General features: G+C 65.1%; 23 protein-coding genes. 12 read left to right on the top strand and 11 right to left on the bottom strand.

Annotated elements, in window-relative coordinates:
• Positions 1–29 precede the first annotated feature (29 nt).
• From MOE34_RS15110 to MOE34_RS15100, 3 genes are all read right to left on the bottom strand, one after another.
• A complete protein-coding gene (locus tag MOE34_RS15110) occupies positions 30–1,019 on the bottom strand; it encodes a WD40 repeat domain-containing protein (RefSeq protein WP_242218137.1) in 990 nt (329 codons plus the stop codon).
• 58 nt (positions 1,020–1,077) lie between these two features.
• Entirely contained in the window at positions 1,078–2,187 is a 1,110-nt protein-coding gene (locus MOE34_RS15105; protein ID WP_242218135.1) for a CobW family GTP-binding protein, read from the bottom strand.
• Between the two features lie 80 nt (positions 2,188–2,267).
• Positions 2,268–3,059: a creatininase family protein gene (locus tag MOE34_RS15100; RefSeq protein ID WP_242218134.1), complete on the bottom strand. Its 792-nt coding sequence runs from the start codon at positions 3,057–3,059 to the stop codon at positions 2,268–2,270.
• Between the two features lie 94 nt (positions 3,060–3,153).
• On the opposite strand from MOE34_RS15100, the gene MOE34_RS15095 reads away from it, so the two are divergent.
• From MOE34_RS15095 to MOE34_RS15080, 4 genes are all read left to right on the top strand, one after another.
• Positions 3,154–3,690 (top strand): MarR family winged helix-turn-helix transcriptional regulator, encoded by a 537-nt coding sequence (locus MOE34_RS15095; protein WP_242218132.1) that lies wholly within the window; start codon positions 3,154–3,156, stop codon positions 3,688–3,690.
• 57 nt (positions 3,691–3,747) lie between these two features.
• Positions 3,748–4,776, top strand: coding sequence for a LacI family DNA-binding transcriptional regulator (locus MOE34_RS15090; RefSeq protein WP_242218130.1), 1,029 nt, complete (start codon positions 3,748–3,750; stop codon positions 4,774–4,776).
• A 13-nt stretch (positions 4,777–4,789) separates the two neighbouring features.
• Positions 4,790–5,758: a 2-hydroxyacid dehydrogenase gene (locus MOE34_RS15085; RefSeq protein WP_242218128.1), complete on the top strand. Its 969-nt coding sequence runs from the start codon at positions 4,790–4,792 to the stop codon at positions 5,756–5,758.
• Between the two features lie 81 nt (positions 5,759–5,839).
• Positions 5,840–6,247, top strand: coding sequence for a hypothetical protein (locus MOE34_RS15080; protein ID WP_242218125.1), 408 nt, complete (start codon positions 5,840–5,842; stop codon positions 6,245–6,247).
• A 4-nt stretch (positions 6,248–6,251) separates the two neighbouring features.
• On the opposite strand, the gene MOE34_RS15075 is transcribed toward MOE34_RS15080, so the two are convergent.
• Entirely contained in the window at positions 6,252–7,031 is a 780-nt protein-coding gene (locus MOE34_RS15075; protein ID WP_242218123.1) for a gamma-glutamyl-gamma-aminobutyrate hydrolase family protein, read from the bottom strand.
• Positions 7,032–7,487: 456 nt separating this feature from the next.
• On the opposite strand from MOE34_RS15075, the gene MOE34_RS15070 reads away from it, so the two are divergent.
• The 3 genes from MOE34_RS15070 to MOE34_RS15060 all read left to right on the top strand — a co-directional run bounded on the left by MOE34_RS15070 (position 7,488) and on the right by MOE34_RS15060 (position 11,218).
• Positions 7,488–9,797 (top strand): putative bifunctional diguanylate cyclase/phosphodiesterase, encoded by a 2,310-nt coding sequence (locus MOE34_RS15070; protein WP_242218121.1) that lies wholly within the window; start codon positions 7,488–7,490, stop codon positions 9,795–9,797.
• A 183-nt stretch (positions 9,798–9,980) separates the two neighbouring features.
• Complete coding sequence (locus MOE34_RS15065; RefSeq protein ID WP_431522389.1) at positions 9,981–10,745, top strand: N-acyl amino acid synthase FeeM domain-containing protein; 765 nt, start codon at positions 9,981–9,983, stop codon at positions 10,743–10,745.
• 248 nt (positions 10,746–10,993) lie between these two features.
• Positions 10,994–11,218 carry an aa3-type cytochrome c oxidase subunit IV gene (locus MOE34_RS15060; RefSeq protein WP_242218119.1) on the top strand — a complete coding sequence of 75 codons (225 nt, stop codon included), beginning with the start codon at positions 10,994–10,996 and terminating at the stop codon, positions 11,216–11,218.
• 114 nt (positions 11,219–11,332) lie between these two features.
• On the opposite strand, the gene MOE34_RS15055 is transcribed toward MOE34_RS15060, so the two are convergent.
• Positions 11,333–12,226: a tetratricopeptide repeat protein gene (locus MOE34_RS15055; RefSeq protein WP_431522388.1), complete on the bottom strand. Its 894-nt coding sequence runs from the start codon at positions 12,224–12,226 to the stop codon at positions 11,333–11,335.
• A gap of 224 nt (positions 12,227–12,450) precedes the next feature.
• The gene (gene rpsU / locus MOE34_RS15050) at positions 12,451–12,678 is read right to left on the bottom strand and encodes a 30S ribosomal protein S21 (protein ID WP_119256642.1); all 228 of its coding nucleotides are present in this window, start codon (positions 12,676–12,678) and stop codon (positions 12,451–12,453) included.
• A gap of 328 nt (positions 12,679–13,006) precedes the next feature.
• On the opposite strand from rpsU, the gene MOE34_RS15045 reads away from it, so the two are divergent.
• The 5 genes from MOE34_RS15045 to MOE34_RS15025 are packed head-to-tail and all read left to right on the top strand — an operon-like array spanning position 13,007 to position 18,536.
• The gene (locus MOE34_RS15045; RefSeq protein ID WP_242218117.1) at positions 13,007–14,260 is read left to right on the top strand and encodes a sarcosine oxidase subunit beta family protein; all 1,254 of its coding nucleotides are present in this window, start codon (positions 13,007–13,009) and stop codon (positions 14,258–14,260) included.
• Positions 14,260–14,658 carry a hypothetical protein gene (locus tag MOE34_RS15040; RefSeq protein WP_242218115.1) on the top strand — a complete coding sequence of 133 codons (399 nt, stop codon included), beginning with the start codon at positions 14,260–14,262 and terminating at the stop codon, positions 14,656–14,658. Before MOE34_RS15045 ends, MOE34_RS15040 begins: the two co-directional genes overlap by 1 nt.
• A gap of 14 nt (positions 14,659–14,672) precedes the next feature.
• The gene (locus MOE34_RS15035) at positions 14,673–15,005 is read left to right on the top strand and encodes a sarcosine oxidase subunit delta (protein ID WP_242218113.1); all 333 of its coding nucleotides are present in this window, start codon (positions 14,673–14,675) and stop codon (positions 15,003–15,005) included.
• Positions 15,002–17,995, top strand: coding sequence for a sarcosine oxidase subunit alpha (locus MOE34_RS15030; RefSeq protein WP_242218111.1), 2,994 nt, complete (start codon positions 15,002–15,004; stop codon positions 17,993–17,995). Before MOE34_RS15035 ends, MOE34_RS15030 begins: the two co-directional genes overlap by 4 nt.
• The gene (locus MOE34_RS15025; protein ID WP_160785213.1) at positions 17,988–18,536 is read left to right on the top strand and encodes a sarcosine oxidase subunit gamma; all 549 of its coding nucleotides are present in this window, start codon (positions 17,988–17,990) and stop codon (positions 18,534–18,536) included. Before MOE34_RS15030 ends, MOE34_RS15025 begins: the two co-directional genes overlap by 8 nt.
• Before the next feature lie 92 nt (positions 18,537–18,628).
• Here the strand turns inward: MOE34_RS15025 and MOE34_RS15020 are convergent, their stop codons facing one another.
• The 5 genes from MOE34_RS15020 to glgC all read right to left on the bottom strand — a co-directional run bounded on the left by MOE34_RS15020 (position 18,629) and on the right by glgC (position 25,499).
• Positions 18,629–19,117, bottom strand: coding sequence for a MaoC family dehydratase (locus tag MOE34_RS15020; protein WP_242218109.1), 489 nt, complete (start codon positions 19,115–19,117; stop codon positions 18,629–18,631).
• Between the two features lie 62 nt (positions 19,118–19,179).
• Positions 19,180–21,153, bottom strand: a complete 1,974-nt coding sequence (glgX, locus tag MOE34_RS15015; protein ID WP_242218107.1) for a glycogen debranching protein GlgX — start codon at positions 21,151–21,153, stop codon at positions 19,180–19,182.
• 1 nt (position 21,154) lies between these two features.
• The gene (locus MOE34_RS15010; protein ID WP_242218105.1) at positions 21,155–22,786 is read right to left on the bottom strand and encodes an alpha-D-glucose phosphate-specific phosphoglucomutase; all 1,632 of its coding nucleotides are present in this window, start codon (positions 22,784–22,786) and stop codon (positions 21,155–21,157) included.
• A 3-nt stretch (positions 22,787–22,789) separates the two neighbouring features.
• Positions 22,790–24,229 carry a glycogen synthase GlgA gene (gene glgA / locus MOE34_RS15005; protein ID WP_242218104.1) on the bottom strand — a complete coding sequence of 480 codons (1,440 nt, stop codon included), beginning with the start codon at positions 24,227–24,229 and terminating at the stop codon, positions 22,790–22,792.
• A gap of 7 nt (positions 24,230–24,236) precedes the next feature.
• Entirely contained in the window at positions 24,237–25,499 is a 1,263-nt protein-coding gene (gene glgC / locus MOE34_RS15000) for a glucose-1-phosphate adenylyltransferase (RefSeq protein WP_242218103.1), read from the bottom strand.
• Between the last annotated feature and the right edge of the window lie 25 nt (positions 25,500–25,524).

Below are 25,524 nucleotides of genomic sequence, written 5' to 3'. Positions count from 1 at the left end.
CCGCCGATCCTTGTCCGGCGGCCTTTTTGTCAACCTGCGAGATCGATGACGCCGCAGTCGCCGGCTTCGCTGGCGAAAGCGAGAAGCTTGCCGTTGCGGCTCCAGGCCATGGAGGTGACGGCGCCCTTGCCGGGGCGGCGCAGCAGCACCTCGCGGTTGTCGGCGAAGCGGGCCGCGAGCACCATGCCGTCCGAATAGCCGATGGCGACGACCTCCTCGGCGGGGTGGCAGGCGACGGCGGTCACCATGACGTCGGCGCGCGTGCCGAGTTCCAGCGGCGGCTTGCCCATCGGGCCGTCCTTGGCCGAGAAGGGCCAGACGATGGCGGCCGGCGCGCCGGAGGAGGCGAGCCACTTGCCCTTGACGGACCAGGAGAGCGACTTCACCTTGGCCGGATAGCCGGTCATGCGCATATGGCGGGTTTCCGCGCCGGGCTTGGTGTCGAGCTTCCAGCCGTGCAGGGCGTTTTCCTGCATGCTGGTGACGACGAAGCGGCCGTCCGGCGAGAAGGTGACGCCATTATGCGCGCCCTTCCATTCGAGATCGACCGGCTGGGCCGCCATGGCGACCCAGTGTAGCGACACGCCGTTATAGCGCGCGACGCCGAGGCGCAGGCCCTTCGGCGCAAACGCGATGCCCTCGACCGAACGGGTCTCGGTGAATTCCCTGATCGTGCCATCCGCCAGTCGTACGCGCGCCGTGCGGCCCTCCGCGAAGCCGACCGCGCCCTGCGGGCCGGCGGCGACAACGGAGATCCACTTGCGCGGCACTTCGGCGAGCAGCGTCGCGGTGCCGTCGGCGGCGATGCGCAGCACCTTGCCATCCTCGCCGCCGGTGACCAGCGTGTCGTTCGCCTCGTCGCGCACGCAGGCGAGCAGGCCGTCATGCGCCTCGGTGACCTTCTGGCCGTGATCGAGCCGGTGGATCGCGCCGGAGGCGGTGGCGAAGAACGGCACATCGCCGAGGAATGCGGCCGAAACGACGTGGCCGTCGAGATCGAGGGGGGCAATCGTGGGCATTATCGGGGCTTTTCCATGTGCATGACGTTATCCGAAAACCGCTTCGCACTTTTCGGCGTCATGCCTGCGCCTCGCAGGCCTTGAAGGTGCGCTCGATCTTCTCGTGGTCGAGGTCGCGGCCGATGAAGACGAGGCGGCTTTCACGCTTCTCGCCATCCTTCCAGGCGCGCTGGTGGTCGCCCTCGACGATCATGTGCACACCCTGCACGACATAGCGCTCCTCGTCGCCGGCAAAGGCGATGATGCCCTTGAGGCGCAGGATGTTCGGGCCGTCCGTCTGGGTGATCTTCTGGATCCACGGGAAGAAGCGGTCCGGGTTCATCTCGCCGCCGCGCAGCGAGATCGACTGCACCGTCACGTCATGGATCGGCGAAGCGCCGTGGTCGTGATGATGGTGGTGGCCATGGCCGTGGTCATGGTGATGATCATGGTCGTGATGGTGATCGTGGTCATGATCGTGATGATGGTCGTGGCCGCAATCGGGACCGCAGACATGGTCCGGGTGGTCGTGGTCGAGGAAATGCGGATCGTTTTCCAGCGCCCGTTCCAGGTTGAACGCACCCTGGTCGAGGACCTTGGCAAGGTCGATTTCCGAGCGGGTCGTGCGGTGGATGCGGGCGGAAGGGTTGATCACGCGCACCGTGGCTTCGATCCGGGCGAGTTCTTCCGGGCTGACGAGGTCGGTCTTGTTGATGAGCACGACGTCGGCAAAGGCGATCTGGTCCTCGGCCTCGCGGCTGTCCTTCAGGCGCAGCGGCAGATGCTTGGCGTCGACCAGCGCGACCACGGCGTCCAGCTCGGTCTTCTGGCGTACGTCATCGTCCATGAAGAAGGTCTGGGCGACGGGCACCGGATCGGCAAGGCCGGTGGTCTCGACGATGATGGCGTCGAAGCGGCCGGGGCGGCGCATCAGGCCCTCCACCACGCGGATCAGGTCGCCGCGTACGGTGCAGCAGATGCAGCCGTTGTTCATCTCATAGATTTCCTCGTCCGACTCGACGATCAGGTCGTTGTCGATGCCGATCTCGCCGAATTCGTTGACGATGACGGCATACTTCCTGCCGTGGTTTTCGGTGAGGATGCGGTTGAGCAGCGTCGTCTTGCCGGCGCCGAGATAGCCGGTGAGCACGGTGACGGGAATGGGCTTGGGAAGGGCTGTTTCGGTCATGGGAACCTCGGGCGGGTGCGGGGACGGCGAGACGTCCGGTTGGCGACTGATATAGGAGATCGAAAGAGCCAGCGCAAATGCTAGCGGAGCGTATCCGCGTCGAAGGCGGCGACGTCTTCCAGGAGCGCGACGAGGCCGCGGAGGGCATGGGCGATCAGCGTCTCGCCTTTTTCCGCCGTGGCGGCGCTCGCATCGCCCGCGACGCCCTTCGGGTTGAGATCGGACATCTTCCAGCCGAAGGCATGCGGGCCGTAGGCGCGCAGATGCGCGAAGCGGGCGGCGAACTCCGCCTGCCGCGAGCCGAAGCGCTCCGCCTTGTCCATGCGGACAAGTTCCGGGTGAAGGGCGAGCATGACGGAGGTCTCGATATCGCCGCCGTGAATGTCGATGGCCTTGTCCTCCGGCGAAATCCAGCCGTCCGGCTGGCCGAAGCGCGTCCAGGCGGTGGCGACGACGAGCATGTTCAGCCGGACCCGCGCCTCGGTCGCAACAATGGTCATCAGCGGCGCGTTGCCGCCATGGGCGTTGAGGAGCAAGAGCTTGCGGATGCCGAAGCGGTGAAGGTCCTCCGCGATGTGCAGCCAGCGCTCGATCGCCTCGCCATAGCCGAGCGATCGGGTGCCGGGCACGTCGAGATGTTCCGGCGAATAGCCGACCGGCTCGGCCGGCAGGACGGTGATCGGCAGGTGCGGCGGCAGCACGGCCATCAGCCGGGTGGCGATGCCCTCGGCGATCAGCGTGTCGGTCTCCAGCGGCAGATGGGGGCCATGGCCTTCATGCGCGCCGAGCGGCAGGACGGCGATCCAGTCCGCGCGGTCTTCCGGCTCAAGCATGGGGTCGTTTTCGGTCCATCGCGTCCTGGGATGCGCCATGGCGTCTCTCCGATCCTTACTTGCCGCCAGCCTCGGTCCTCTGTCATACAAGGCCGCGCCCGCGATGCAAGGGCGGCGGTGCAGGAGGCGATGCATGGGCAAGAAGCACAAGGACGGCAAGGACGGCAAGAAGGCCAAGAAGAAGAAGTCGCACGAGGCGGTCTCGGGCGCGGGCCTAGCCGCCGCGGTCGTCAACGCGGCGCGCTCCATGCGCACGGTGCTGTCCCGCAATCTCCTGGCGACCGGTCTTTATGCCGGGCAGGACGGGGTGATCCTCGCGCTGTCGGAGGCAGGCGGGCTGACGGCCGGGGCGCTTGCCGCCCGGCTCGGCGTCAAGGCCCCGACGATGACGCGCACCATCGGCCGGCTGGAGGCGCAGGGTTTCGTCGCGCGCCGGACGGATGAGGCGGACGGGCGGCTGACCGTCGTGCATCTCACCGATGCCGGCCGCGCCTCCGTCAATCATATCACCGAGGCCGCCCGGCTCAGCGAGCAGCAGGCGGCGGAGGGGTTCAGCGAGAAGGACATGCGCAATCTGCTGAAGCTTCTGCGCGCCATGGACGAGAACCTGCATGCCGGCCTGCCCGATGCGTCCCGCCAGCACGAAAAGCCTGTTGCCGACGACATTTAAACTGTTTAAATAAACGGTTTTAAAGCCGCGTTGCTGCGTGTTCTTCGGGGAGGGGTCGTGGCTCAGAAAATCAAGCTTTCCACCATCGCGGAAACGCTCGGCGTTTCCACGGCGACGGTCTCGCTTGCGCTCAGGGACAGCCCGCTCGTGGCGGCTTCCACGCGCGAGCGGATCAAGGAACAGGCCCGGGCGCTCGGTTATATCTACAACCGGCGCGCGGCGAGCCTTCGCACCTCCCGCTCGGGCATCATCGGCGTTGTCGTGCACGACATCATGAACCCGTTCTATGCGGAAATCCTCAAAGCCATCGAGAGCGAGCTGGACCGCGACCGGCAGACCTTCATCCTGTCGAACCATTACGATTCGGTGGAGAAGCAGCGCAACTTCGTCGAGACGCTGCTGCAACTCGGCGGTGACGGGGTGATCATGTCGCCGGCCATCGGCACGCCGCCGGAGGATATCCAGCTTGCCGAGGACAACGGCATGCCGGCGATCCTGATTGCGCGTTCCATCGACGGCCTCGACGTGCCGATCTTCCGCGGCGACGACAGCTACGGCATCTCGCTCGCAACCAACCACCTGATCGGCCTCGGCCACCGCACCATCGCCATGGTGGGCGGCACCGACCAGACCTCGACCGGCCGCGACCGCTACCAGGGCTATGTCAACGCGCTGCGCAAGGCCAATATCGAGGTCGATCCCGGCCTGCGCATTCCCGGCCCGCGCACCAAGCAGGGCGGTTTCGAGGCGGCGGTGCATTTCCTCTCGCTGCCGCAGAAGCCGACGGCCGCCGTCTGCTGGAACGATCTCGTCGCCATCGGCCTGATGAACGGCATCGCCCGCGCCGGCCTCGTGCCGGGCCGCGATGTCTCCGTCACCGGCTATGACGACCTCGAGGAGGCGGCCATCGCCACGCCGGCGCTCACCACCGTCTGGAACGGCCAGTCGGAAGTGGGCCGCAACGCCGCCCGTGCGCTGCTGGACAAGCTTTCCGGCAGCCACGAGCCGGACGGCATCCACCTCATCAAGCCGGAAATGCGCATCCGGCAATCGACCGGGCCGCTGAAGGCGCAACCGGAAGGCTGAGCAGGAGTTTGGCATGGCGGCCAGGACACGCATTCTCGTACCCGGAACGATCCGCGAGCGGGTGCTCGACCGTCTGAAGGAAACCTTCGACATCGTGCGCATCGAGAAGGCGGATCCCGCGCTTCTCGCCCGCTCCGAGGCGGCGACGATTTCCGGAGTCGCCGTTTCAGGGGCTTTCGGCGCGGCGATGATCGAGCATCTGCCGGCGCTGGAGATCGTCGCGAGCTTCGGTGTGGGCTATGATGGCGTCGATGCGCTCGCCGCCGCCGCGCGGGGCGTCGCCGTGACCAATACGCCGGACGTGCTCAACGACGAGGTGGCCGATACGACCATCGGCCTGCTGCTCAACACCATCCGCCGCTTTCCGCAGGCGGAGGCGTGGCTGCGCGAGGGGCGATGGACGCGCGAGGGCGCGTTCCCGCTGACGCCACTCAGCCTGCGCGGCCGCCGGGCCGGCATCTACGGCCTCGGCCGCATCGGCCTTGCCATCGCCGAGCGGCTGAAAGGGTTCGGCATCGAGATCGCCTATCACACGCGCCGGCCGCGCGAGGGCGTGCCCTATGCCTATTATCCTTCGCTGGCGGAATTGGCCGAGGCGGTCGATGTCCTCATCGCCATCGTGCCGAAGACGCCGGAAACGCACCGGACCATCGATGCCGCCATCTTGCGGGCGCTCGGGGCGAACGGCGTGCTGATCAATGTCGGGCGCGGTTGGACGGTGGACGAGGACGCGCTGGCCTCGGCGCTGCGCGATGGCACGATCGCGGCGGCCGGCCTCGACGTGTTCTACGACGAGCCGAACGTGCCCCAGGCGCTGCTCGACCTGCCGAACGCCACGCTGCTGCCCCATGTCGCCTCCGCCTCGGTGGCGACGCGTGATGCGATGGCCGATCTGGTGGCGGACAATCTCCTTGCCTGGTTCGGGCGCGGCGTCGCCCTGACTCCGGTGCCGGAGACGCCCTTTACGCGAAAAACGGGGTAGGGGCCGGAAAGCCTTCGTTAACCATTCCGCAAGCTTGCGGGCGCATGATTTCCCCATCGAGTCGCGATGAAGGAGAGCGCCATGAAGACACTGACATTCGCCGTCATGATCGGTGCCGTGTCCTTCGGCCTCTGGAGCTACTGGGGGCAGGAGCGGCCGGGTGTCGATCCCATCGTCTCGGGGTCCATCCCGTCGCAGACGGTCGGCCGCAGCTATACGATTTCCAACGGCGCGGCGAGCACCGCCTGCCTTGCCGAGCGGGGCAACCCGATATCGAGCCGCAGCGCGCGCTTCACGGCGGGCACGGATTGCGAAGCCGTCTGGCCGGGGCTTTCGAAGGCGCGGACCTGGACCAATAACGGCGACGGCACGGCCGTCGTTGCGGACGCGCAGGGCGAGGCGATCCTGACGGTCGTCGACGGCGATGGTTTCGACTACGAGGCGGTGGAGCCGGCCGAGGCCATGATCACGATGGTTTCCACCGACTGACGGCCTATTCGGCCGCCGTGCGATGCGCGACGGCCTGCCTGGCGGCCGCGTATTCGCGCACGGCCTCGCCGAAGGCGGCGAAGAGCCTGTTCGAGGGCTGATCCGAGCCGACCCAATATTCCGGATGCCACTGGACGCCGACCGCGAAGGCCTTGGCGCCGATGACGGAGACGGCCTCGATGGTGCCGTCCTCCGCGACCGCTTCCACGGCAAGGCGCGGGGCCTTGTCGGAGATGGCCTGGCGATGCAGCGAGTTCACCTGCACCTCACCGGCGCCGATCACCGAGGCGAGGCAGCTTCCTTCCTTGACCAGCACCTTCTGGCGGATGCCGTAGGCGACGTCGAGCACCGGCGTGTCGGGCTTGCGGTGGTCCCACATGCCGGGCTGGTCCTGGATCTCGTTGGCCAGCGTGCCGCCGAGGACGACGTTGAGCTCCTGAATGCCGCGGCAGATGGCGAGAAGCGGAATGCCGCGCTCCAGCGCCCGCGCGATGAGCGGCAGGCTGGTCGCGTCGCGCGCCCGGTCGTAGGGGCCTTCGGCGTCCGTCGCCTCCCTGCCGTAGAGCGAGGGGTGGACATTGGTGCGCGAGCCGCTGACAAGAAGCCCGTCGACGCGGTCGAGGATGCCGTCGAAATCGTTGTCCGCATCCAGCGCCGGCACCAGGAAGACCGTGACGTCCGCGCCCTTGACGGCGGCGCGTACATACTGGTTCGGCGTGGCCTGCCAGACGTTGCCTTCGATTTCCCGGATATCGGCGGGAATGGCGACGACGGGTTTCGACATGATCGGCTCCGGAAAAAGAAATACCAAAAGAGGATTTGCTATCAAATCTCTCTCCAGTCAATTCCCCCTTTCTGGCGAAATGACGACGCTCCCGGCGCTTCCGGCGGCGGGGGAGGAGAGTGGGTTGCCTGACGCCTGTCAATTTTGAGGGGATGGCAGGATGTATGCTGTTAACCAATGGGCTGGAAACGGCCGGTGCGGGGCAAGTTTTCCATCGGCTTGAGTGGCGCAATACTCTGTCGCGAACGAGTCAGGAAGTTGCGCGGTGGGCCTATGAAGGGTTGTGTAGTCTTTACTGAAATAGCTTTTTGTGCAATATTCGGTTGAGTATGGCTTCCTTTGGTTGTGCAGGCGTACAAGTATGCTCGACGGAACCCTCGTTATTCGGTAATTTCCCGAAATCATTCATTAAATTTTGGTCGGTAACCCTCGAACGTCATAGGGAGTGCCGAGTCCATGAAGGATAAGGGTCAAAACACACTGCCGGCTGATGTATACTTGTCATTCGTCAGCTCGCTGTACGGTAATCGCCAGACCCTTTTCGTGGGCGTGATTTCGCACGTCATCACGTTCTCCTTCGTTTACGCGAAGACCGACGACCCCTTCTTCCTCGTCTGGAGCGCGCTTGTCGTGCTTATCTGGGCGCTGCGCGCCCAGGGCATGCGCCGCTTCGACCGGGCGGACAAGACCGTTCTCGACATGGACGGCATCCGCTATTGGGAGAACTGGTACAATCTCGGCGCCGTCGGCACGACGCTGGCGCTCGGCACGGCCTGCGGTTACAGCCTGCTGGTCAGCCGCGACTCCTTTGCGGAAATCGCCACCATATCGGTGACGCTCGCCACCATGGTCTCGGTGGTCGGGCGCAACTACGGCTCGCCGCGCGCCGTCAACTACATGGTATTCTCCGCCTGCTTCCCCATCGTGGTCGGTTTTCTCGGGCTTGGGGACTTCTACCATGCGGTGCTCGCCTCCCTCGTCCTGCCCTTCGCGATGACGACGCGCTCGATGGCGAACGGCGTGCGCACCTTCCTCTATGAGAACGTTCTGGCCGCGCGCGAACTCGCAACCATCGCCGACCGCTTCGACACGGCGCTCAACAACATGCCGCACGGCCTGTTCATGCTGGATTCGGAACACCGTATCCTCGTTGCCAACCGGCGGGCCTGCGAGCTTCTGCATCTCGGCAACCAGGAGCGGCTGAAGGATTGTCATCTCGACGTGGTGCTGCGCTTCGGCGTGCGCAATTCCTTCTTCAATGCCGGGCAGAGCCGGACGATCCTGCGCCAGCTCGACGAGCTGCTGAAGGGGGAGCGCTCGCGTGCGCTCGTGCAGGTGACGGCCGGGCTTTATCTCGAATTCACCGCCGCGCCGCGCGAAAACGGCGGGGCGGTGCTGATATTCGAAGACGTGACGGCGCGCGTGCGGGCGGAAAAGAAGATCCTGCACATGGTCCGCTACGACAGCCTTACGGGGTTGCCGAACCGCACCTACTTCGCCGAGCTGGTGCAGGACGCGCTGGCTGAGCGCAAGAAGCCCGGCACGGTCGGCTTCATGGTGCTCGACGTCGACGACTTCAAGCATGTCAACGACATGAAGGGCCATGTCACCGGCGACCGGCTGCTCTGCGCCATCGCCGAGCGGCTACGCCGCCTTGCCGGCGACCGGGCGATTGCCGGACACCTGATGGGTGACGAATTCATCCTGTTCTTCCCCAACGAGACCAACCGTCGGGACCTGGAGGCGCGTATGCGGCGCTTCCACGAGCAATTGCGCGGCAATTACGAATTCGACGGCATGACGCTCTTCGTGTCGTTCAGCGCGGGCAGCGTGACGGTGGCGAGTGACGACTTCCGGCTGGAGGAAATGCAGATCCGCGCCGATCTGGCGCTGTTCGAGACCAAGTCGCGCGCCAAGGGCAGCTTCACCCTCTTCGAGCAGGAGATGGACGCGCGGTACATGGACCGCCAGAAACTCAAGGACGACCTGCGCGAGGCGCTTGCGAACAACGCGCTCTCCGTCGCCTATCAGCCGATGTTCGTGCCGGACGGCTCGCGCATCGAATGCTGCGAGGCGCTGTCGCGCTGGACGCATCCCGAGCGCGGCCCGGTCGCCCCGACGGTCTTCATCCAGATCGCCGAGGAGATGGGCATCGTCTCCGAGATCACGCGGTTCATGATCAACCGGGCCTGCGCCGACTGCGCCGACTGGCCCGCGCATATGGGCGTCTCGGTCAACCTGTCCGTCCAGGACCTGCGCGGCACCGGCATCATCGAGGTCGTGTCCGCGGCGCTGGACGCGGCGGGTCTTGAGCCGCACCGGCTGCATCTCGAGGTTACCGAAAGCTGCCTCATGGAGGAGCCCGTCAAGGTGCAGGCGATCCTGCAGGAGCTTCGCGCCCGCGGCATCACCGTCGCCATCGACGATTTCGGCACGGGCTATTCCAGCCTCAGCTATCTCGATCAGCTTCCGCTCGACGTCATCAAGATCGACCGGTCCTTCGTCCGCAATATCGGCGAGGACCCACGCCGCCTCAAGCTGCTGCGCGGCACGGTGAACCTTTCCCGCGAGCTGGGACTGCGTATCGTCGTGGAAGGCGTCGAGACGGAGGAGCAGCTCGCGCTCATCAACAAATACCAGTGCGCCGATCTCGTGCAGGGCTATGTCTTCGCCGCGCCCATGTCGCCCGAGGCGCTGCGCGACCGTTACGAAGGCTTCGGCCACAAGCCGGACGAGCCGCGCCGCCGCGGTCGCCGCGTCGCCTGATCCACACCCCTTCATTTTCATAGGTCTTTGATTCGACAGGATGTATAAGCTTATTCAAATTTAGCGTTAACCATCCGTTAAGGTTAATGAATTGTATTTTACACAAATTGTCCTATATCGGCGATCATGATGCCGGCTGTGGGGATACAGCCGGTTTTCGATCTGGATACGGGGGACATCAGCGTGGAACTAGCGAGCGGCCGCTTTTCCGAGAAGCTTCTCGGGCTGCTCGACAAGGTGGAATACCGCCGGGTCGAGACGAGCGAGGACATGGAGGATGTCGCGCGGATCCGCTACAAGGCCTACAAGGCCGGTAGCGTGATGCATCTTGCGGAAGACTCCCACCTTCTCATCGACGAGGCGGACTTCGACAGCCAAGCCTATGTCTTCGGCGTCTATCACGAAGAGCGGCTGATCTCGACCGTGCGCCTGCATCATGTGACGCCGGATCATCGTGTCACCTCCTCGGGCAAGGTGTTCCCCGACGAGATCAAGGCGTTCCTCGATGCGGGCATGTCGCTGATCGATCCGGTCCGTCTTGCGGCCGACCCGGAAATCTGGAGCGAGATGCCGGCGATCCCCTATCTGACGCTGCGCCTTGCGACGATGGCGGCGGACTATTTCGACGCCGACCGCGTGCTGCAGATGGTCAAGCCGGCGCATGCGGCCTTCTACCGCCGGGTTTTCGATGGCGACTTCGTCGCCTCGCCCAAGAGCAACCAGGGCAAGTTCATCATCGACCTGATGCTGATGGCGACGCGCTGCAAGGACGTGCGCTCCTCGCTCTATGCGCGTTTCCCCTTCTTCCAGTCCGAGCCTTTCGAGCGGCGCATGCTGTTCGCCCGTGGCGAGGATATGCCGTTCAGCCCGTTGACCGTGCGTCCCACCGCGCGTCTTGCGGAATCCCACCGGCGCATCCAGCTCTCAGGCAATGTCCACGCCCGATAGGTCTTGCGTTCCGTTGTCGCAGGGAAGGCCGGTTTCGGGGGAAACCGGCCTTTCGCGTTAGAGAAAGCGTATGGGGCGAAGCGCGCGCCGCGCCTTGCCGTTGCGCTTTGCCGATCCATTGTGTATGGCCAGAAAGACGCGCGTTTTCGCGCTTGAGGGAATCGCCGGTCCGTTTTGGATCGGCCCGTGTTTCAGGTGCCCGTCCGGGGGATTGACTGGCGGGTGCGGCTGCTTAGGAGAAGGTGACTATGGCTGAACATCATAACGGACCGGTCGAACTCGGCGCGCCGATGGACTATCCCGAGCACGAGAAGACCTACAATTTCTTCATCGCCGCCGCCAAGTACGGCACGCTGTTCTGCGTCGCCCTGTTGGTCGCGATGGCCGCCGGCTTCTTCACCAGCGCCGGTTTCTTCTCCAGCCTTCTGCTGCTGATCCTCATCAACGTCCTCGGCGTCGTCGTCCTGCGTTGATCAAGCAAGCCCGATGCACGGCGTCGGGCTGCCTGATGCGAAAGCCATCAAAGAGAAAAGCCCGCGAACCGGTTCGCGGGCTTTTTCATGTTCTTTGGCAGGTCCTGGCGTCGGTCAGGCCGGCTTGGCCGCAGCCGCGCCACGGGTGCGGGCGAGGCCGGACTTGGCCGGGGCGTAGTTCGGATCGAGGCGGAGCGCCTGCGAATAGGAACGCGAGGCCTTCGCCATCTCGCCGCGACGCTCGTAGATCAGCGCCTGGTTGGCCCAGGATTCGGCCAGCTTTCCGTTGAGGTTGATCGCGGTGTTGAAGTCCTGGAAGGCGTTGTCGTCGTCGCCCTTCGCGGCATAGGAGATGCCGCGGCCGTTATAGGGTTCGGCCGAGTTCGGCGACAGCGAGATGGCCTTCGAGAAGTCCTCGATCGCCTTGTCGTGTTGGCGGCGCGCCTGATAGATCAGGCCGCGATTGTGATAGGCGCGCGGATCGGTCGTATCGAGCTGGATGGCGCGGTTGAAGTCGCTGAACGCCTCGTCGAGACGGCCGGCCTGGCGATAGAGATTGCCGCGGCCGATATAGGCGACGTCATAGTTCGAGTTGAGCTGGAGGGCCGTGTTGTAGTCGGCCGCCGCCTTCGCCTGGTCGCCGAGGCTGCGCTGGATGAGCGCACGGTTGGCATAGGCCTGGTAGAAGCGCGGGTTCAACTCGATGGCGCGGTTGAAGTCATCGAGCGCGCGGCGATACTCGCCCGCGCGGCCATAGGCCGAGCCGCGCACATTGTAGCCTTCCGGATCCTGCGGATTGGCGGCGATCACGGCGGAGAGCGAGGCGATGTTCTCCTGCGAGCCCTGCGCGCGCTCGACCTTCAGCACGTCCGTCGAGGTGCCGGTCGACGCGCAGCCTGCGAGCAGGACGGCGAGCGACGTGGCGGCGACGGCGGCCATGAACGGGCGGCGCATGCGGGCGGACGAGGAAGAAAGACGATCGGTCGGGAACCCGGTAGATGCAGCCATGTCCAAGTGCGAATCCTCAAAATGGGCTTCTTCCCGCCTCATGCGCGAAGAAAACGCTACGGCCTTTCACAGCAATTCCGGCAAAGGTGCGTAGCGGTCGAACCCGGAATTGCACGGAAACCTTTCACAAGGGTGAAAAATCGTCCGGTCACATCAAAAAAGGCGGCGGCGAATTCATCGCCCCCGCCCGGTCTTGCATCCGAAAACGTCGAAATGACGGCCGATTAGCGGGCGCCAGGACGGCCGCCGATGAGGCCTTCGCGCTGGGCGCGCTTACGAGCCAGCTTGCGAACGCGACGGACGGCTTCAGCCTTTTCACGCGCACGCTTCTGCGACGGCTTTTCGTAATAGTCGCGCATCTTCATTTCACGGAAAATACCTTCGCGCTGCATCTTCTTCTTGAGAGCGCGGAGAGCCTGATCAACGTTGTTGTCGCGGACAAGTACCTGCACGAGAATCCCGTTCCTTTGTTCGTTGTTACCCGGCGATTCTTTGAGTTCGTCAGGCAAATAAGTGACGTTCGCGCAGCCCGGAAGGCTGACGATTGAGGCGTCGGATACCAGAACGCTTGAGGGAAGTCCAGTCTTCCGCGCCGCGATGTGCGGGATTTTCCGTGAAAGGCCGGGAAAACCGTCATGCGGTCCCCATTCGGTCATGTCGCATGTGGTACAAGGTGCGCCTGAATGCGTCGCAAAGGATACGGCGTCCCGCGCCAGGATTTGCTTTCTATTGCAACAGGAAACAGCCGGCGCTGCCGGCGAGACATCGAGGACCTGGGTTATGCGCAAATATTCGGTTTTCGCCGTCGCCCGCGAGGCGATGCGCGGCCACAAGGGATGGGAGGCACAGTGGACCTCGCCCGAGCCGCGCAAGGAATACGACGTGATCATCGTCGGCGGCGGCGGCCATGGCCTCGGCGCTGCTTACTATCTCGCCAAGGAGCACGGCATCACCAATGTCGCCGTGATCGAGAAGGGCTGGCTCGGCGGCGGCAATACCGGCCGCAACACGACCATCATCCGCTCGAACTATCTCTATGACGAGAGCATGGACATCTACGAGCACTCGCTGAAGCTCTGGGAAGGTCTTAGCCAGGACCTCAACTACAATGTCATGTACTCGCCGCGCGGCGTGATGATGCTGTCGCACAATGTGCACGACAAGCAGTCCTTCCAGCGCCACGTGCATGCCAACCGGCTTTACGGCATCGACAACGAATGGCTGACGCCGCAGCAGGCGAAGGACTTCGTGCCGGTTCTCGACATCTCGGCGAGCGCCCGCTACCCGATCAACGGCGCGGCCCTCCAGCGCCGCGGCGGCACGGCCCGCCACGACGCCGTCGCCTGGGGATATGCCCGCGCGGCCTCCGACCGCGGCGTGCACATCATCCAGAACTGCGAGGTCAAGGGCATCCGTCGCGGCCCCGATGGCGCGGTGACGGGCGTGGAAACCTCCAAGGGCTTCATCGGCGCCAAGAAGGTCGCGGTCTCGGCCTCCGGCCACAATTCGGTCATCCTGTCCATGGCCGATGTGAAGCTGCCGCTGCATTCCGTGCCGCTGCAGGCGCTGGTTTCCGAGCCGATGAAGCCAATCTTCCCCTGCGTGGTCATGTCCAACTCGGTGCATGCCTATATCTCGCAGTCGGACAAGGGCGAGCTGGTCATCGGCGCGGGTACGGACCAGTACAATTCCTATTCCCAGACGGGCGGCCTGCAGATCATCACGCATACGCTGGATGCCATCTGCGAGCTCTTCCCGATGTTCCGCCGCGTCAAGATGATGCGCCAGTGGGGCGGCATCACCGACAACACGCCGGATCGTTCGGCGATCCAGGGCGTGACGCCGGTTCCGAACCTCTTCGTCAACTGCGGCTGGGGCACCGGCGGCTTCAAGGCGACGCCGGGTTCGGCGCATCTCTTCGCGCATCTCATCGCGCGGGGCGAGCCGCACAAGCTGGCGGCCGGCCTGACGCTCGACCGCTTCCGCACCGGCCGCCTCATCGACGAGGCGGCGGCGGCGGCCGTGGCGCATTGATGAACGGCGCGCTGCTTGCCGGATTTCTGATGACGGCGGGGGTGGTTCCCGCCGGCGAGATCTTTCCCCAGCCCGGGGATGTGCGTCTCCAGAAGATCCACAAGTCGGCGCAGGAAAAGGAGTGGCCTTTCGTCGCCGAGAGCGGGATGTTGAGCTGCGTGCGGTTGCTCGGTGATCGGGTCGTCTATTTCATTCCCGACGAACCGGCCGCCAGCCGCCCCTTCAACATCGATATCGATCTCATGTCGATGAGCATGGTCAATCTGGGCATGACGAATGTTCTGGCCCCCTACGACGACTTTGGGCAACTGGTCCGCCGGCTTGCCTCCTTCGTCACCATGGGCCGGCGACTTTGCGACCAGGACCCCGGCACCGTCGTGACGGGTCCAGAGCTTTAAACAGGTAGGATAAAATGCTGCTGATCTACTGCCCCTACTGCGAGGAAGAGCGCTCCGAGCTCGAATTCCGCCACGGCGGCGATGCGCACATCGCCCGGCCGACCAACATCGCCGACATCACCGACGAGGAATTCCAGGACTATTTCTTCCTGCGCGATAATCCGAAGGGCCTGATCTTCGAGCGCTGGCGCCATATCCATGGTTGCGGCCGCTTCTTCAACGCGGCGCGCGATACCGTCAGCGACAAGTTCTACATGAGCTACAAGGCCGGCGAACCGAGGCCCGATATTCCGGGCGTCACTACTGCCGCGGCAACCAACGAGACCACGGAAGGAACCGCGAAATGAGCGGCGCCAATCGCATTGCCGGCCAGGGCCGCCTGACCCCCGCCAAGACCGCGCGTTTCACCTTCGACGGAAAGACCTTCGATGCGCTGGAAGGCGATACCGTCGCCTCCGCGCTGCTCGCCAACGGCGTGCATCTCGTCGGTCGTTCGTTCAAGTATCATCGCCCGCGCGGCATCCTCTCGGCAGGTCCCGAAGAGCCGAACGCGCTGATCGACGTGTCGCGCGACGCGGCCCGCCGCCAGCCGAACGTGCGCGCGCCGGTGCAGGAGGTCTTCGACGGCATGAAGGTGTCGTCGCAAAACCGCTGGCCCTCGCTCGCCTTCGATATCGGCGGTGTCAACAACCTGATGTCGCCGTTCTTCGCGGCCGGCTTCTACTACAAGACCTTCATGTGGCCGAAGGCGGCCTGGGAAAAGCTCTACGAGCCCTTCATCCGCAAGGCCGCCGGCCTCGGCGTCGCGCCGACGGAAGAGGACCCGGATCACTACGCCAACCGCTACGCCTATTGCGATGTGCTGGTCGCGGGCGCGGGTGTCGCCGGCCTTTCGGCCGCGCTTGCCGCTGCTGAAGCGGGCGCGCGGGTCATCATCGTCGATGAGCAGCCGGAAGTCGGCGGCGCGCTGCACTACGACATGTCGGTGAAGATCGACGGCCAGAACGGCTATGAGTGGGCGCAGGCTGCGGCCGCGAAGCTGAGGGCGATGGAGAATGTCACCGTTCTCACCCGCACGACGGCTTTCGGCTACTACAACCACAATTTCGTCGGCCTCGTAGAGCGCGTGACGGATCACCTTGCGCGTCCTGACAAGAAGCTGCCGCGCGAGCGGCTGTGGCAGGTCCGCGCCAAGCGCGTCATCCTCGCCACCGGCTCCATCGAGCGTCATATGGTGTTCGCCAACAACGACCGGCCGGGCATCATGCTCGCCTCGGCGGCACGCACCTATCTCAACCATTTCGGCGTTGCCGTCGGCCGCAAGGTCGGCGTCTACACGGCGAACGATTCTGCCTATGAGGCCGCCTTCGACCTGAAGCGCGCCGGCGTGACCGTGGCCGCCATCGTGGACAACCGCGAGAAGCCCGGCGAAGCGGTTCTGGCCGAGGCCGGCAAGCTTGGCATCGAGGTGCTGGCCGGCCATTCGGTGGTCGACACCAAGGGGAAGCTGCGCGTTTCCTCCATGTCGGTCGCCCGCAACGGCGGCGGCTCGGCACGGTCGATCCCGGTCGATGCGCTGCTGGTGTCGGCCGGCTGGACGCCTTCCGTCCACCTCTTCTCGCAGTCGCGCGGCAAGGTCGCCTATGATGCGGCCACCAGCCGCTTCCTGCCGGGCACCTATGCGCAGGATTGCCTTTCGGTCGGTTCGTGCAACGGCACGGACGGCCTGCAGGCGACGATCGAAGAATCGCTGGCAGCCGGCGAGCTTATGGCCCGCGCCACCGGCAACGACGGCGGCGGCAAGGTCGAGCTTTCCGGCGAGAACGCCTTCGAATGGACCGGCGGCATGGTGGGTGCCGGCGAAGGGGCCGGCGTCGACACGACGGTCAAGGCCTTCGTCGACTTCCAGAACGACGTCTGCGCCAAGGATATCCGCCTTGCCGTGCGCGAGGGCATGCACTCCATCGAGCATATCAAGCGCTTTACCACCAACGGCATGGCGACGGACCAGGGCAAGCTGTCCAACATCCACGGCCTTGCCATCGCCTCAGAGGTACTGAACCGCGAGATCCCGAAGATCGGTCTCACGACCTTCCGCGCGCCCTATACGCCCGTCACCTTCGGCGCGCTGATCAGCCATTCGCGCGGTGACCTGTTCGACCCCGCGCGCAAGACGCCGATGCACGAATGGGAAGAAGCGCATGGCGCGGTCTTCGAGGATGTCGGCAACTGGAAGCGCGCCTGGTATTATCCGCGCTCCGGCGAAACCATGCATGATGCGGTCAACCGCGAGTGCCGCACGGTTCGTAATGCCGCCGGCCTGTTCGATGCCTCGACGCTCGGCAAGATCGAGGTCGTCGGCCCCGATGCGGGCGAGTTCATGAACCTCATGTACACCAACGCCTGGGATACGCTGAAGCCGGGCCGTTGCCGCTACGGCATCATGCTGCGCGAGGACGGCTTCGTCTATGACGACGGCGTCGTCGGGCGTCTGGCGGAGGATCGCTTCCATGTCACCACCACGACGGGCGGCGCGCCGCGCGTCATGCATCACATGGAAGACTATCTCCAGACGGAATTCCCGCATCTGAAGGTCTGGCTGACCTCGACCACCGAGCAGTGGGCGGTCATTGCCGTGCAGGGTCCGAAGGCGCGTGAAATCCTCGAGCCGCTGGTCGAGGGCATCGACATCTCCAACGAGGCTTTCCCGCATATGAGCGTGCGCGAGGGCAAGATCTGCGGCGTACCGACCCGGCTCTTCCGCATGTCCTTCACCGGTGAAGCGGGCTACGAAGTCAACGTTCCTGCCGATTACGGGCAGGCCGTCTGGGAAGCCATCTGGGCACGGGCCGAACCGCTCGGCGCCTGCGCCTACGGCACGGAGACCATGCACGTGCTGCGCGCCGAAAAGGGCTACATCATCGTCGGCCAGGATACGGACGGTACGGTTACGCCGCACGATGCGAGCCTCAGCTGGGCCGTCTCCAAGAAGAAAGCGGACTTCGTGGGCATCCGCGGCCTCAAGCGGCCGGACCTCGTCAAGGAGGGCCGCAAGCAGCTCGTCGGTCTGCTGACGAAGGATCCGAAGGTGGTTCTGGAGGAGGGTGCGCAGATCGTTGCCGATCCGAACGAGCCGAAGCCGATGACCATGCTCGGCCATGTCACGTCGTCCTACTGGTCGGAAAACTGCGGCCGGTCCATCGCCATGGCGCTCGTTGCCGGCGGTCAGGCCCGCATGGGCCAGACGCTCTATGTGCCGATGCCGGACCGCACCATCTCGGTCGAGGTCAGCGACATGGTGTTTATCGACAAGGAAGGAGGACGCCTCAATGGCTGATCAAGCTCTTCGCAAGGCGCCCCTCGGTCGCCATCACGGCGGCTCCGCCGGCGCGCGCGTCACGCCCGCCGCGCCCGCGACCCGTCTTTCGCTGCGCGCCGGCGAGGATGCCATCGGCACGCTCTCGCTGGCCTTCGGCCTCGAGCTGCCACGCCGGCCGAAAACCTCGGCTTCCGTCAGCGGCCGTCACGCGCTCTGGCTCGGCCCGGACGAATGGCTGCTGATCGACGAGAACGGTGCGGACCTGATGGGCATCGCTTCGGGTGTTTCCGCGCTGCATTCTGCGACGGACGTTTCCCACCGCAACACGGCGATCATCGTTTCCGGCCCGGACGCGGCCGGGGCGATTGCCAGCGGCTGCCCGCTCGATCTCGGCAATGCGGTCTTCCCGGTGGGCGCTGCGGCGCGTACGGTGCTCGGCAAGATCGAGATCGTGCTGTTCCGCTCGGGCGAGGAGGATTACCGGGTCGAATGCTGGCGCTCGTTCTCGCCCTATGCCTTCGGCCTCCTGGTGGAAGGCGCGGAAGACGCCGGCCTTTAACAAGAATCCCGCCTTCGAGGCGGGATTTTCTTTTGAGCTGTTCCATCCGCATTCTCCGATGCCGTAGCGATTCCGCTTCGGCTGGAAATGCCCTAGACGTCCTCCGGCCGATCCTTCGGGTCGAACTGGATGATGGTGGTCCATTCGGCCGTCAGCGCCGGTTTGCGCTCGTCTTCGATCTCGACCGTCACATTGTAGCGGACCGCCAACATGCCCGCGCCGCGGAAGCGGGCCTCGTCGAGCACGAAGCGGCCGCGCACGCGCGCGCCGCTCTTGACCGGCGTGATGAAGCGGATCTTGTCGAAGCCGTAATTGATGCCCATCGTCTGCTCGACGATGCGCGGAATGCAATCATAGTTCATTGCCGACAGGAGGGAGAGCGTCAGGAAGCCGTGGGCGATGGTGCCGCCGAAGGGCGTTTCGGCTGCCGCGCGCACGGGGTCGGTGTGGATGAACTGATGGTCCTGCGTGGCATCGGCGAAGCGGTCGATCATTGTCTGGTCGACGATGAACCAGCGCGAGACGCCGAGTTCCGATCCGACGCTCGCGGCAATATCCTTCAAATGAACAGTGGCTGGCATGCGGTTTTCCATGGAACGATTCAGGCCGCTTCTAGAGGGGCCGTTTGCCCGGGCAATGAATTTCAGCGGCTTTCGACAAAAACCTCGACCGAGCGTGCCCGTAGCAAGCCGGTCGCCGGATGGTTGACGGTCAGGAGGCTGACCCATTCCCGCGTTTCAGTCGGGGGCAGGGCAAGCGCCTGTTCGCCATGCGTGCGGTTCAGGGCAATTGCAAGGCGGACGCTGCGCTTTTGCAGAAGATCGGGCGTGGTGAACAGCACCAGCAGCGTGCCGGCGAAGGGTGCTTCCCAGTCCGCGACGGTCATCGGCGCGCCGGCAAGCGTTCGCCATTCGACATCGCCCGCGCCGCTGAGGAAGGTTGTCTCGCCGAGCGCCGGGAAGCGCCTGCGGATGGTCGAGAGCATGGCGGCATGCTCGATCAGGCCGTCGTCCAGTTGGTCCCAATGCATCCAGGTGATGGCGTTGTCCTGGCAATAGGCGTTGTTGTTGCCCTCCTGGCTGCGCCCGCCTTCGTCGCCGGCCGTCAGCATGATCGTGCCGCGGGAAAGGAAGAGGCTTGCGAGCAGCGCCTTGATATCCGCCCTGCGGGCGGAGAGCACGGCGCCGTCGGTCGTCGCGCCTTCCGCGCCGTTGTTCCAGGAATGGTTCTCGTCGTGGCCGTCGCGGTTGTCTTCGCCGTTCGCTCCGTTGTGCTTCACCGTATGGGAAACGAGATCGGCCAGCGTGAAGCCGTCATGGGCGGCGAGGAAGTTGACGGTGCGGGTCTCGGCGCCGCCATGGCGGGAGAAGATGTCCGAGGAGCCGGCGAAGGCGGTGACGAAGGCGCCCAGCGTGTGGCTGTCGCCGCGCCAGAACATGCGCGCGTCATCGCGAAAGCGGTCGTTCCATTCGAGGAAGGGTTTCGGGAAATTGCCAAGCTGGTAGCCGCCGGGGCCGATGTCCCACGGCTCGGCGATCAGCACGCGGTCCTTCAGGAGCGGGTCGGCGCAGATTTCGGAAAGCAGCGCCGCGCGGGCGGAAAAGCCGTCCGCCTCGCGGCCGAGAATGGTGGCAAGGTCGAAGCGGAAGCCGTCGATACCGGCATGGCGCACGAAATGGCGCAGGCTGTCGAGCACGAGCTGGCGCACGATGGGGTGTTCTCCGGCGATCGTGTTGCCGCAGCCGGTGTCGTTGATCAGCTCGCCCGGCCGGTCCGGCACGTGGCGGTAATAGGTGAGGTTGTCGAGGCCGCGCATGGAAAGCGTCGCGCCGTGCCGGTCGCTCTCGCCGGAATGATTGAAGACGAGGTCGAGGATGGTGCCGATGCCCTCGGCGCGCAGCGTCGCGACCGTATCGGCCAGCTCCTTCATGCCGCCGGGCACGAGGCGCGGGTCGAGCGCCATCAGGGCGATGGGATTGTAGCCCCAGCTATTGGAAAGGCCGAGCGGCGGAAGGTGGCGCTCGTCGATCCAGGCGGTGATGGGCATCAGTTCCACCGCGTCGACGCCGAGGTGCTTCAGGTGGGCGAGCACGGCGGGATGGGCGAGCGCGCCGACGGTGCCGCGCATCTTCTCCGGCACGTCGGGATGCAGCATGGTGAAGGCGCGTACGGCCACTTCGTAGATGAAGCCGCCGGCGCGGAAGAGCGGAGGCGCTACCTTGACCGGATTGTCGCGGGTGACGATGGCCTTCGGCACGATGTCCGCCGTTTCCGCGCCGAAGAGGGCGAGCCGCCCGTTGTGCACGAAGCGGCGGTCGAGTTCCTTCGCATAGGGATCGACCAGCAGCTTTGCCGGATCGAACCAGAGGCCGTGGTCCGGCGAATAGACGCCATCGGCGCGGAAGCCGTAGCGCGTGCCGGCGGCCGCACCCTCGACGAAGACGCGGTGGAAGCCGGTCTCGTCCCGCCCCATGGCGAGGCGGGCAAGTTCCTTGTCGCCCGCACTGTCGAACAGGCAGAGCTGGACGCGGGCGGCATCGCGCGAATAGACCGCGAATTCCACCCCGTCCCCGGAGAGCGTGGCGCCCGGCGCGAAGGAGGGGGCGGTGACGGTCATGTCAGGTGATCACCGTCGGCTCGTTGCGGCCGGTGCGGGCCTTGATGCCGGCGATCTCATCGGCGACGGCGATGAGATCGGCCAGCGCCTCCTGCGTGTCGATGCCGTGGCGGGCGGCGTCGGGTTCGAAGCGTTCGATATAGACGCGCAGCGTCGCGCCGGAGGTGCCGGTGCCGGAAAGACGGAAGACGACACGCGAGCCGCCGACGAAGAGGATGCGGATGCCCTGGTTCTTGCTGACGGAGTGGTCCACCGGGTCGTTATAGGCGAAGTCGTCGGCGGTCTCGACGGTCAGCGCGCCGAAGGTCTTGCCGGGCAGCGTCGCGAGCTGATCGCGCAGGTTCGCCATCAGGCCGTTCGCGGCGTCGGTGTCCACCTCCTCGTAGTCGTGGCGGGAATAGTAGTTGCGGCCGTAGGTCGCCCAGTGCTGTTCGACGATGGCGAGCACGCTTTCCTTGCGCACGGCGAGGATGTTGAGCCAGAGGAGCACCGCCCAGAGGCCGTCCTTCTCGCGTACATGGTTGGAGCCGGTGCCGGCGCTTTCCTCGCCGCAGATCGTAGCGAGACCCGCGTCGAGCAGGTTGCCGAAGAACTTCCAGCCGGTCGGCGTCTCGTAGATGCCGATGCCGAGCTTTGCCGCCACGCGGTCGGCCGCGCCGGAGGTGGGCATGGAGCGGGCGATGCCGGCGAGGCCCTTGGCGTAGCCGGGGGCGAGATGGGCGTTGGCGGCGAGTATGGCGAGGCTGTCGGAGGGCGTGACGAAGATGCCCTTGCCGATGATGAGGTTTCGGTCGCCGTCGCCGTCCGAGGCCGCGCCGAAGTCCGGCGCATCCGCGGCCATCATGGTCTCGTAGAGCGCGCGGGCATGGACGAGGTTCGGGTCGGGGTGGTGGCCGCCGAAATCGGGCAGCGGCATGAAGTTGAGGACCGAGCCCTTGGCCGCGCCGAGGCGGTTTTCGAGGATTTCCTTGGCATAGGGGCCGGTGACGGCGCTCATGGCGTCGAAGACGATGCGGAAGCCGCCGGCGATCAGCTTGCGGATGGCGTCGAAATCGAAGAGCTGTTCCATCAGCTCGGCATAGTCAGTGACGGGGTCGATGACCGTCACCGTCATGCCCTCGATCTCGTGCGTACCTTCGAGGTCGAGATTGATGTCGGCGGCATCGGCGATCTTGTAGCTGTCGATGGTCTTGGTGCGGGCGAAGATGGCGTCGGTGATTTTTTCCGGGGCCGGGCCGCCGTTGCCGATATTGTACTTGATGCCGAAGTCCTCGGTCGGCCCGCCCGGATTGTGGCTGGCCGAGAGCACGATGCCGCCGAAGGCCTTGTTCTTGCGGATGACGTTGGAGGCGGCGGGGGTGGACAGGATACCGCCGCGCCCGACCAGCACGCGGCCGAAGCCATTGGCGGCGGCCATCTTGATGGCGAGCTGGATGACCTCGCGGTTGTAGAAGCGGCCGTCGCCGCCGATCACCAATGTCTGGCCGGCAAAGCCTTCCAGTGAATCGAAGATCGACTGGATGAAGTTCTCCGCATAGTTCTTTTGCTGGAAGACGGGGACCTTCTTGCGTAGGCCGGACGTTCCGGGCTTCTGGTCGCTGTAGGGCGTGGTCGGGACGGTCTTGATGGTCATGGCTTAGACTTTCGCAAGAAGGCTGGAATAGAGTTCGGCATAGCGCGCGGCGCTGTTTTCCCAGGAAACGTCCGATTTCATGCCTTGGTTCTGGATGCGCGCCCAGACTTTCGGCTCGGCATAGGCCTTGAAGACGCGGCGCAGCGCCTGGCGCAGGCCATCGGCATTGATCGGCGTGAACTGGAAGCCCGTGGCGACGCGGGCGGAAAGGGCGGCCTCGTTGGCGTCGATGACGGTATCGGCAAGGCCGCCGGTGCGCGCGACGATGGGGATGCAGCCGTAGCGCAGGCCGTAAAGCTGGGTGAGGCCGCAGGGTTCGAAGCGGGATGGTATGAGGATGGCGTCGCTGCCGGCCTGCATGAGGTGGGACAGTGGCTCGTTGTAGCCGATGACGATGCCGATGCGGCCGCGATGGCGCGAGGCGGCGGCGAGCAGCGCGCCTTCCAGCCCCTGGTCGCCGGAGCCGAGCACGGCGAGCTTGCCGCCCTGCTGAACGATCCAGTCGGCGACCTCGGCGATGATGTCTATGCCCTTCTGCCAGGTGAGGCGGCTGACGATGCAGAAGATCGGGCCGTCGTCGTCATCGAGGTTGAAGCGCTCGACGAGGGCCTGGCGGTTGACGGCGCGCTTCTTCAGCGAGCCGGCGGCGAAGGGGCGGGCGATATGCGGGTCGGTTTCGGGGTTCCAGACGGCAGTGTCGATGCCGTTGACGATGCCGTCGAGGTCGGCGGCGCGGGCATTGATGAGACCTTCGAGACCCATGCCATATTCGGGGGTCGTGATCTCCTGGGCATAGGTGGGACTGACCGTGGTGATCGACCAGGCCGTGCGCAGGCCGCCCTTGAGAAAGCCGACATCGCCGTAATATTCCAATCCGTCGACGGAGAAGGCATCCGGCGGCAGTCCCAGTTCGGGGAATATCTCCGGGCCGAACTGGCCCTGGAAGGCGAGGTTATGCACGGTGATCACGGTCGGAATGTGCTGGAGGCCGGTATAGCGCATGTAGACGGCGGTCATCGCCGCCTGCCAGTCATGCGCATGCACGATATCCGGTCGCCAGCCGAAAAGCAGGCCGCGGGCGATTTCCGCGCCGGCCAGCGAGAGGGCGGCGAAGCGCCGCCAGTTGTCGGGGAAATCCTTGGCTGTCGCGTCCGTGTAGGGGCCGCCCGGGCGGTCGAAGAAACCCGGCGCGTCGAGCACGAGAATATCGAGGCCCTCGTGCTTCGCCGCGAGAATGCGGGCCGGCTCGCCGAGGAGGTCGTCGAAGGTCGCGACCACCTCGCTCTTCGCCAGCCGCTGCATGACCACCGGATAGCCGGGCATGAGCGTGCGCATGTGCATGCCATGTCCGGCGAGCGCGAGCGGCAGTGCGCCGGCGACGTCGGCGAGGCCTCCCGTCTTGATGAGCGGGAATACTTCGGATGCCACCGAAAGGATTTTCATGTCGCGGCTATAGCTCCAGCTTGTCGATCATCGGCTGCGTGATGAGGCAGACGCCGTTCTCCGAGCGGCGGAAGCGCTTGGCGTCGAGTTCCGGATCCTCGCCGACGACGAGGCCTTCCGGGATGACGACCCGGCTGTCGATGACGACGTTCCTGAGCTGCGCGTGCCGGCCGATCATGACGTTCGGCAGGATGATGGCCCCTTCGAGGCGCGAGTAGGAATTGGCGCGCACCCCGGTAAAGAGCAGGCTCCGGTTCAGCGAGGCGCCGGAAATGATGCAGTCGCCGGAAATCAGCGAGGAGGTCGCCGAGCCGCGGCGGTTCTCGTCGTCGTGTACGAACTTGGCCGGCGGCTTGATCTCGGCGAAGGTCCAGATCGGCCAGGAACCGTCGTAGATGTCGAGTTCCGGCGTGACGTCTGTCAGGTCGATATTGGCCTGCCAGTAGGCGTCGATGGTGCCGACGTCGCGCCAGTAGGCTTCGCGCTCGAAGTCCGAGCGCACGCAGGAGGCGGTGAAGCGGTGGGCTACGGCTTTGCCGTGCTGCACGATATAGGGGATGATATCCTTGCCGAAGTCGCGGCTCGACGTCGGGTCGGCGGCGTCGCGGCGCAGCAGGTCCATCAGGAACTTGGTGTGGAAGACGTAGATGCCCATGGAGGCGAGCGCCATTTCCGGGTTGCCGGGAATGCCCGGCGGGTCGGCCGGCTTCTCCACGAAGGCGATGATCTGGTCCTTCTCGTCGACATGCATGACACCGAAGCCCGTCGCCTCCATGCGCGGCACCTCAAGGCAGCCGATGGTGACCTGCGCGCCGGAATCCACGTGCTGCTGGAGCATCAGCTCGTAGTCCATCTTGTAGATATGATCGCCGGCGAGGATGACCATGTATTCGACGCCGTAATCCTCGATGATGTCGATGTTCTGGTAGACGGCGTCGGCCGTGCCTTCGTACCACTGCGTCTCGGAGACGCGCTGGGAGGCGGGGAGGATATCGAAGCTCTCGTTACGCTCGGGGCGGAAGAAGTTCCAGCCGCGCTGCATGTGGCGGATCAGCGAATGGGCCTTGTATTGCGTGGCGACGCCGATGCGGCGGATACCGGAGTTGAGCGCATTCGAGAGCGCGAAATCGATGATGCGCGCCTTGCCGCCGAAATGCACGGCGGGCTTGGCGCGCCGGTCGGTCAGCTCCTTGAGGCGGCTGCCGCGTCCCCCTGCCAGTACATAGGCCATCGCATCGCGGGCGAGGGGTTGATTGCGCTTCTGCTCCATGGTGTCCTCCCGATTATCCCTGTTC

Origin of the sequence: Shinella zoogloeoides (assembly GCF_022682305.1) — a bacterium.
Taxonomy (GTDB): Bacteria; Pseudomonadota; Alphaproteobacteria; order Rhizobiales; family Rhizobiaceae; genus Shinella; species Shinella zoogloeoides_B.
Note: the sequence above shows the minus strand (reverse complement) of the source record. Positions and strands in the feature narration are given on the sequence as shown.

Bases quoted from the DNA above. Each gene is read 5' to 3' on its own strand.
- MOE34_RS15110 (WP_242218137.1), bottom strand. From the start codon at position 1,019: ATGCCCACGATTGCCCCCCTCGATCTCGACGGCCACGTCGTTTCGGCC.
- MOE34_RS15105 (WP_242218135.1), bottom strand. From the start codon at position 2,187: ATGACCGAAACAGCCCTTCCCAAGCCCATTCCCGTCACCGTGCTCACC.
- MOE34_RS15100 (WP_242218134.1), bottom strand. From the start codon at position 3,059: ATGGCGCATCCCAGGACGCGATGGACCGAAAACGACCCCATGCTTGAG.
- MOE34_RS15095 (WP_242218132.1), top strand. From the start codon at position 3,154: ATGGGCAAGAAGCACAAGGACGGCAAGGACGGCAAGAAGGCCAAGAAG.
- MOE34_RS15085 (WP_242218128.1), top strand. From the start codon at position 4,790: ATGGCGGCCAGGACACGCATTCTCGTACCCGGAACGATCCGCGAGCGG.
- MOE34_RS15080 (WP_242218125.1), top strand. From the start codon at position 5,840: ATGAAGACACTGACATTCGCCGTCATGATCGGTGCCGTGTCCTTCGGC.
- MOE34_RS15075 (WP_242218123.1), bottom strand. From the start codon at position 7,031: ATGTCGAAACCCGTCGTCGCCATTCCCGCCGATATCCGGGAAATCGAA.
- MOE34_RS15070 (WP_242218121.1), top strand. From the start codon at position 7,488: ATGAAGGATAAGGGTCAAAACACACTGCCGGCTGATGTATACTTGTCA.
- MOE34_RS15060 (WP_242218119.1), top strand. From the start codon at position 10,994: ATGGCTGAACATCATAACGGACCGGTCGAACTCGGCGCGCCGATGGAC.
- MOE34_RS15055 (WP_431522388.1), bottom strand. From the start codon at position 12,226: ATGGCTGCATCTACCGGGTTCCCGACCGATCGTCTTTCTTCCTCGTCC.
- MOE34_RS15045 (WP_242218117.1), top strand. From the start codon at position 13,007: ATGCGCAAATATTCGGTTTTCGCCGTCGCCCGCGAGGCGATGCGCGGC.
- MOE34_RS15040 (WP_242218115.1), top strand. From the start codon at position 14,260: ATGAACGGCGCGCTGCTTGCCGGATTTCTGATGACGGCGGGGGTGGTT.
- MOE34_RS15035 (WP_242218113.1), top strand. From the start codon at position 14,673: ATGCTGCTGATCTACTGCCCCTACTGCGAGGAAGAGCGCTCCGAGCTC.
- MOE34_RS15030 (WP_242218111.1), top strand. From the start codon at position 15,002: ATGAGCGGCGCCAATCGCATTGCCGGCCAGGGCCGCCTGACCCCCGCC.
- MOE34_RS15025 (WP_160785213.1), top strand. From the start codon at position 17,988: ATGGCTGATCAAGCTCTTCGCAAGGCGCCCCTCGGTCGCCATCACGGC.
- MOE34_RS15020 (WP_242218109.1), bottom strand. From the start codon at position 19,117: ATGCCAGCCACTGTTCATTTGAAGGATATTGCCGCGAGCGTCGGATCG.
- glgX (WP_242218107.1), bottom strand. From the start codon at position 21,153: ATGACCGTCACCGCCCCCTCCTTCGCGCCGGGCGCCACGCTCTCCGGG.
- MOE34_RS15010 (WP_242218105.1), bottom strand. From the start codon at position 22,786: ATGACCATCAAGACCGTCCCGACCACGCCCTACAGCGACCAGAAGCCC.
- glgA (WP_242218104.1), bottom strand. From the start codon at position 24,229: ATGAAAATCCTTTCGGTGGCATCCGAAGTATTCCCGCTCATCAAGACG.
- glgC (WP_242218103.1), bottom strand. From the start codon at position 25,499: ATGGAGCAGAAGCGCAATCAACCCCTCGCCCGCGATGCGATGGCCTAT.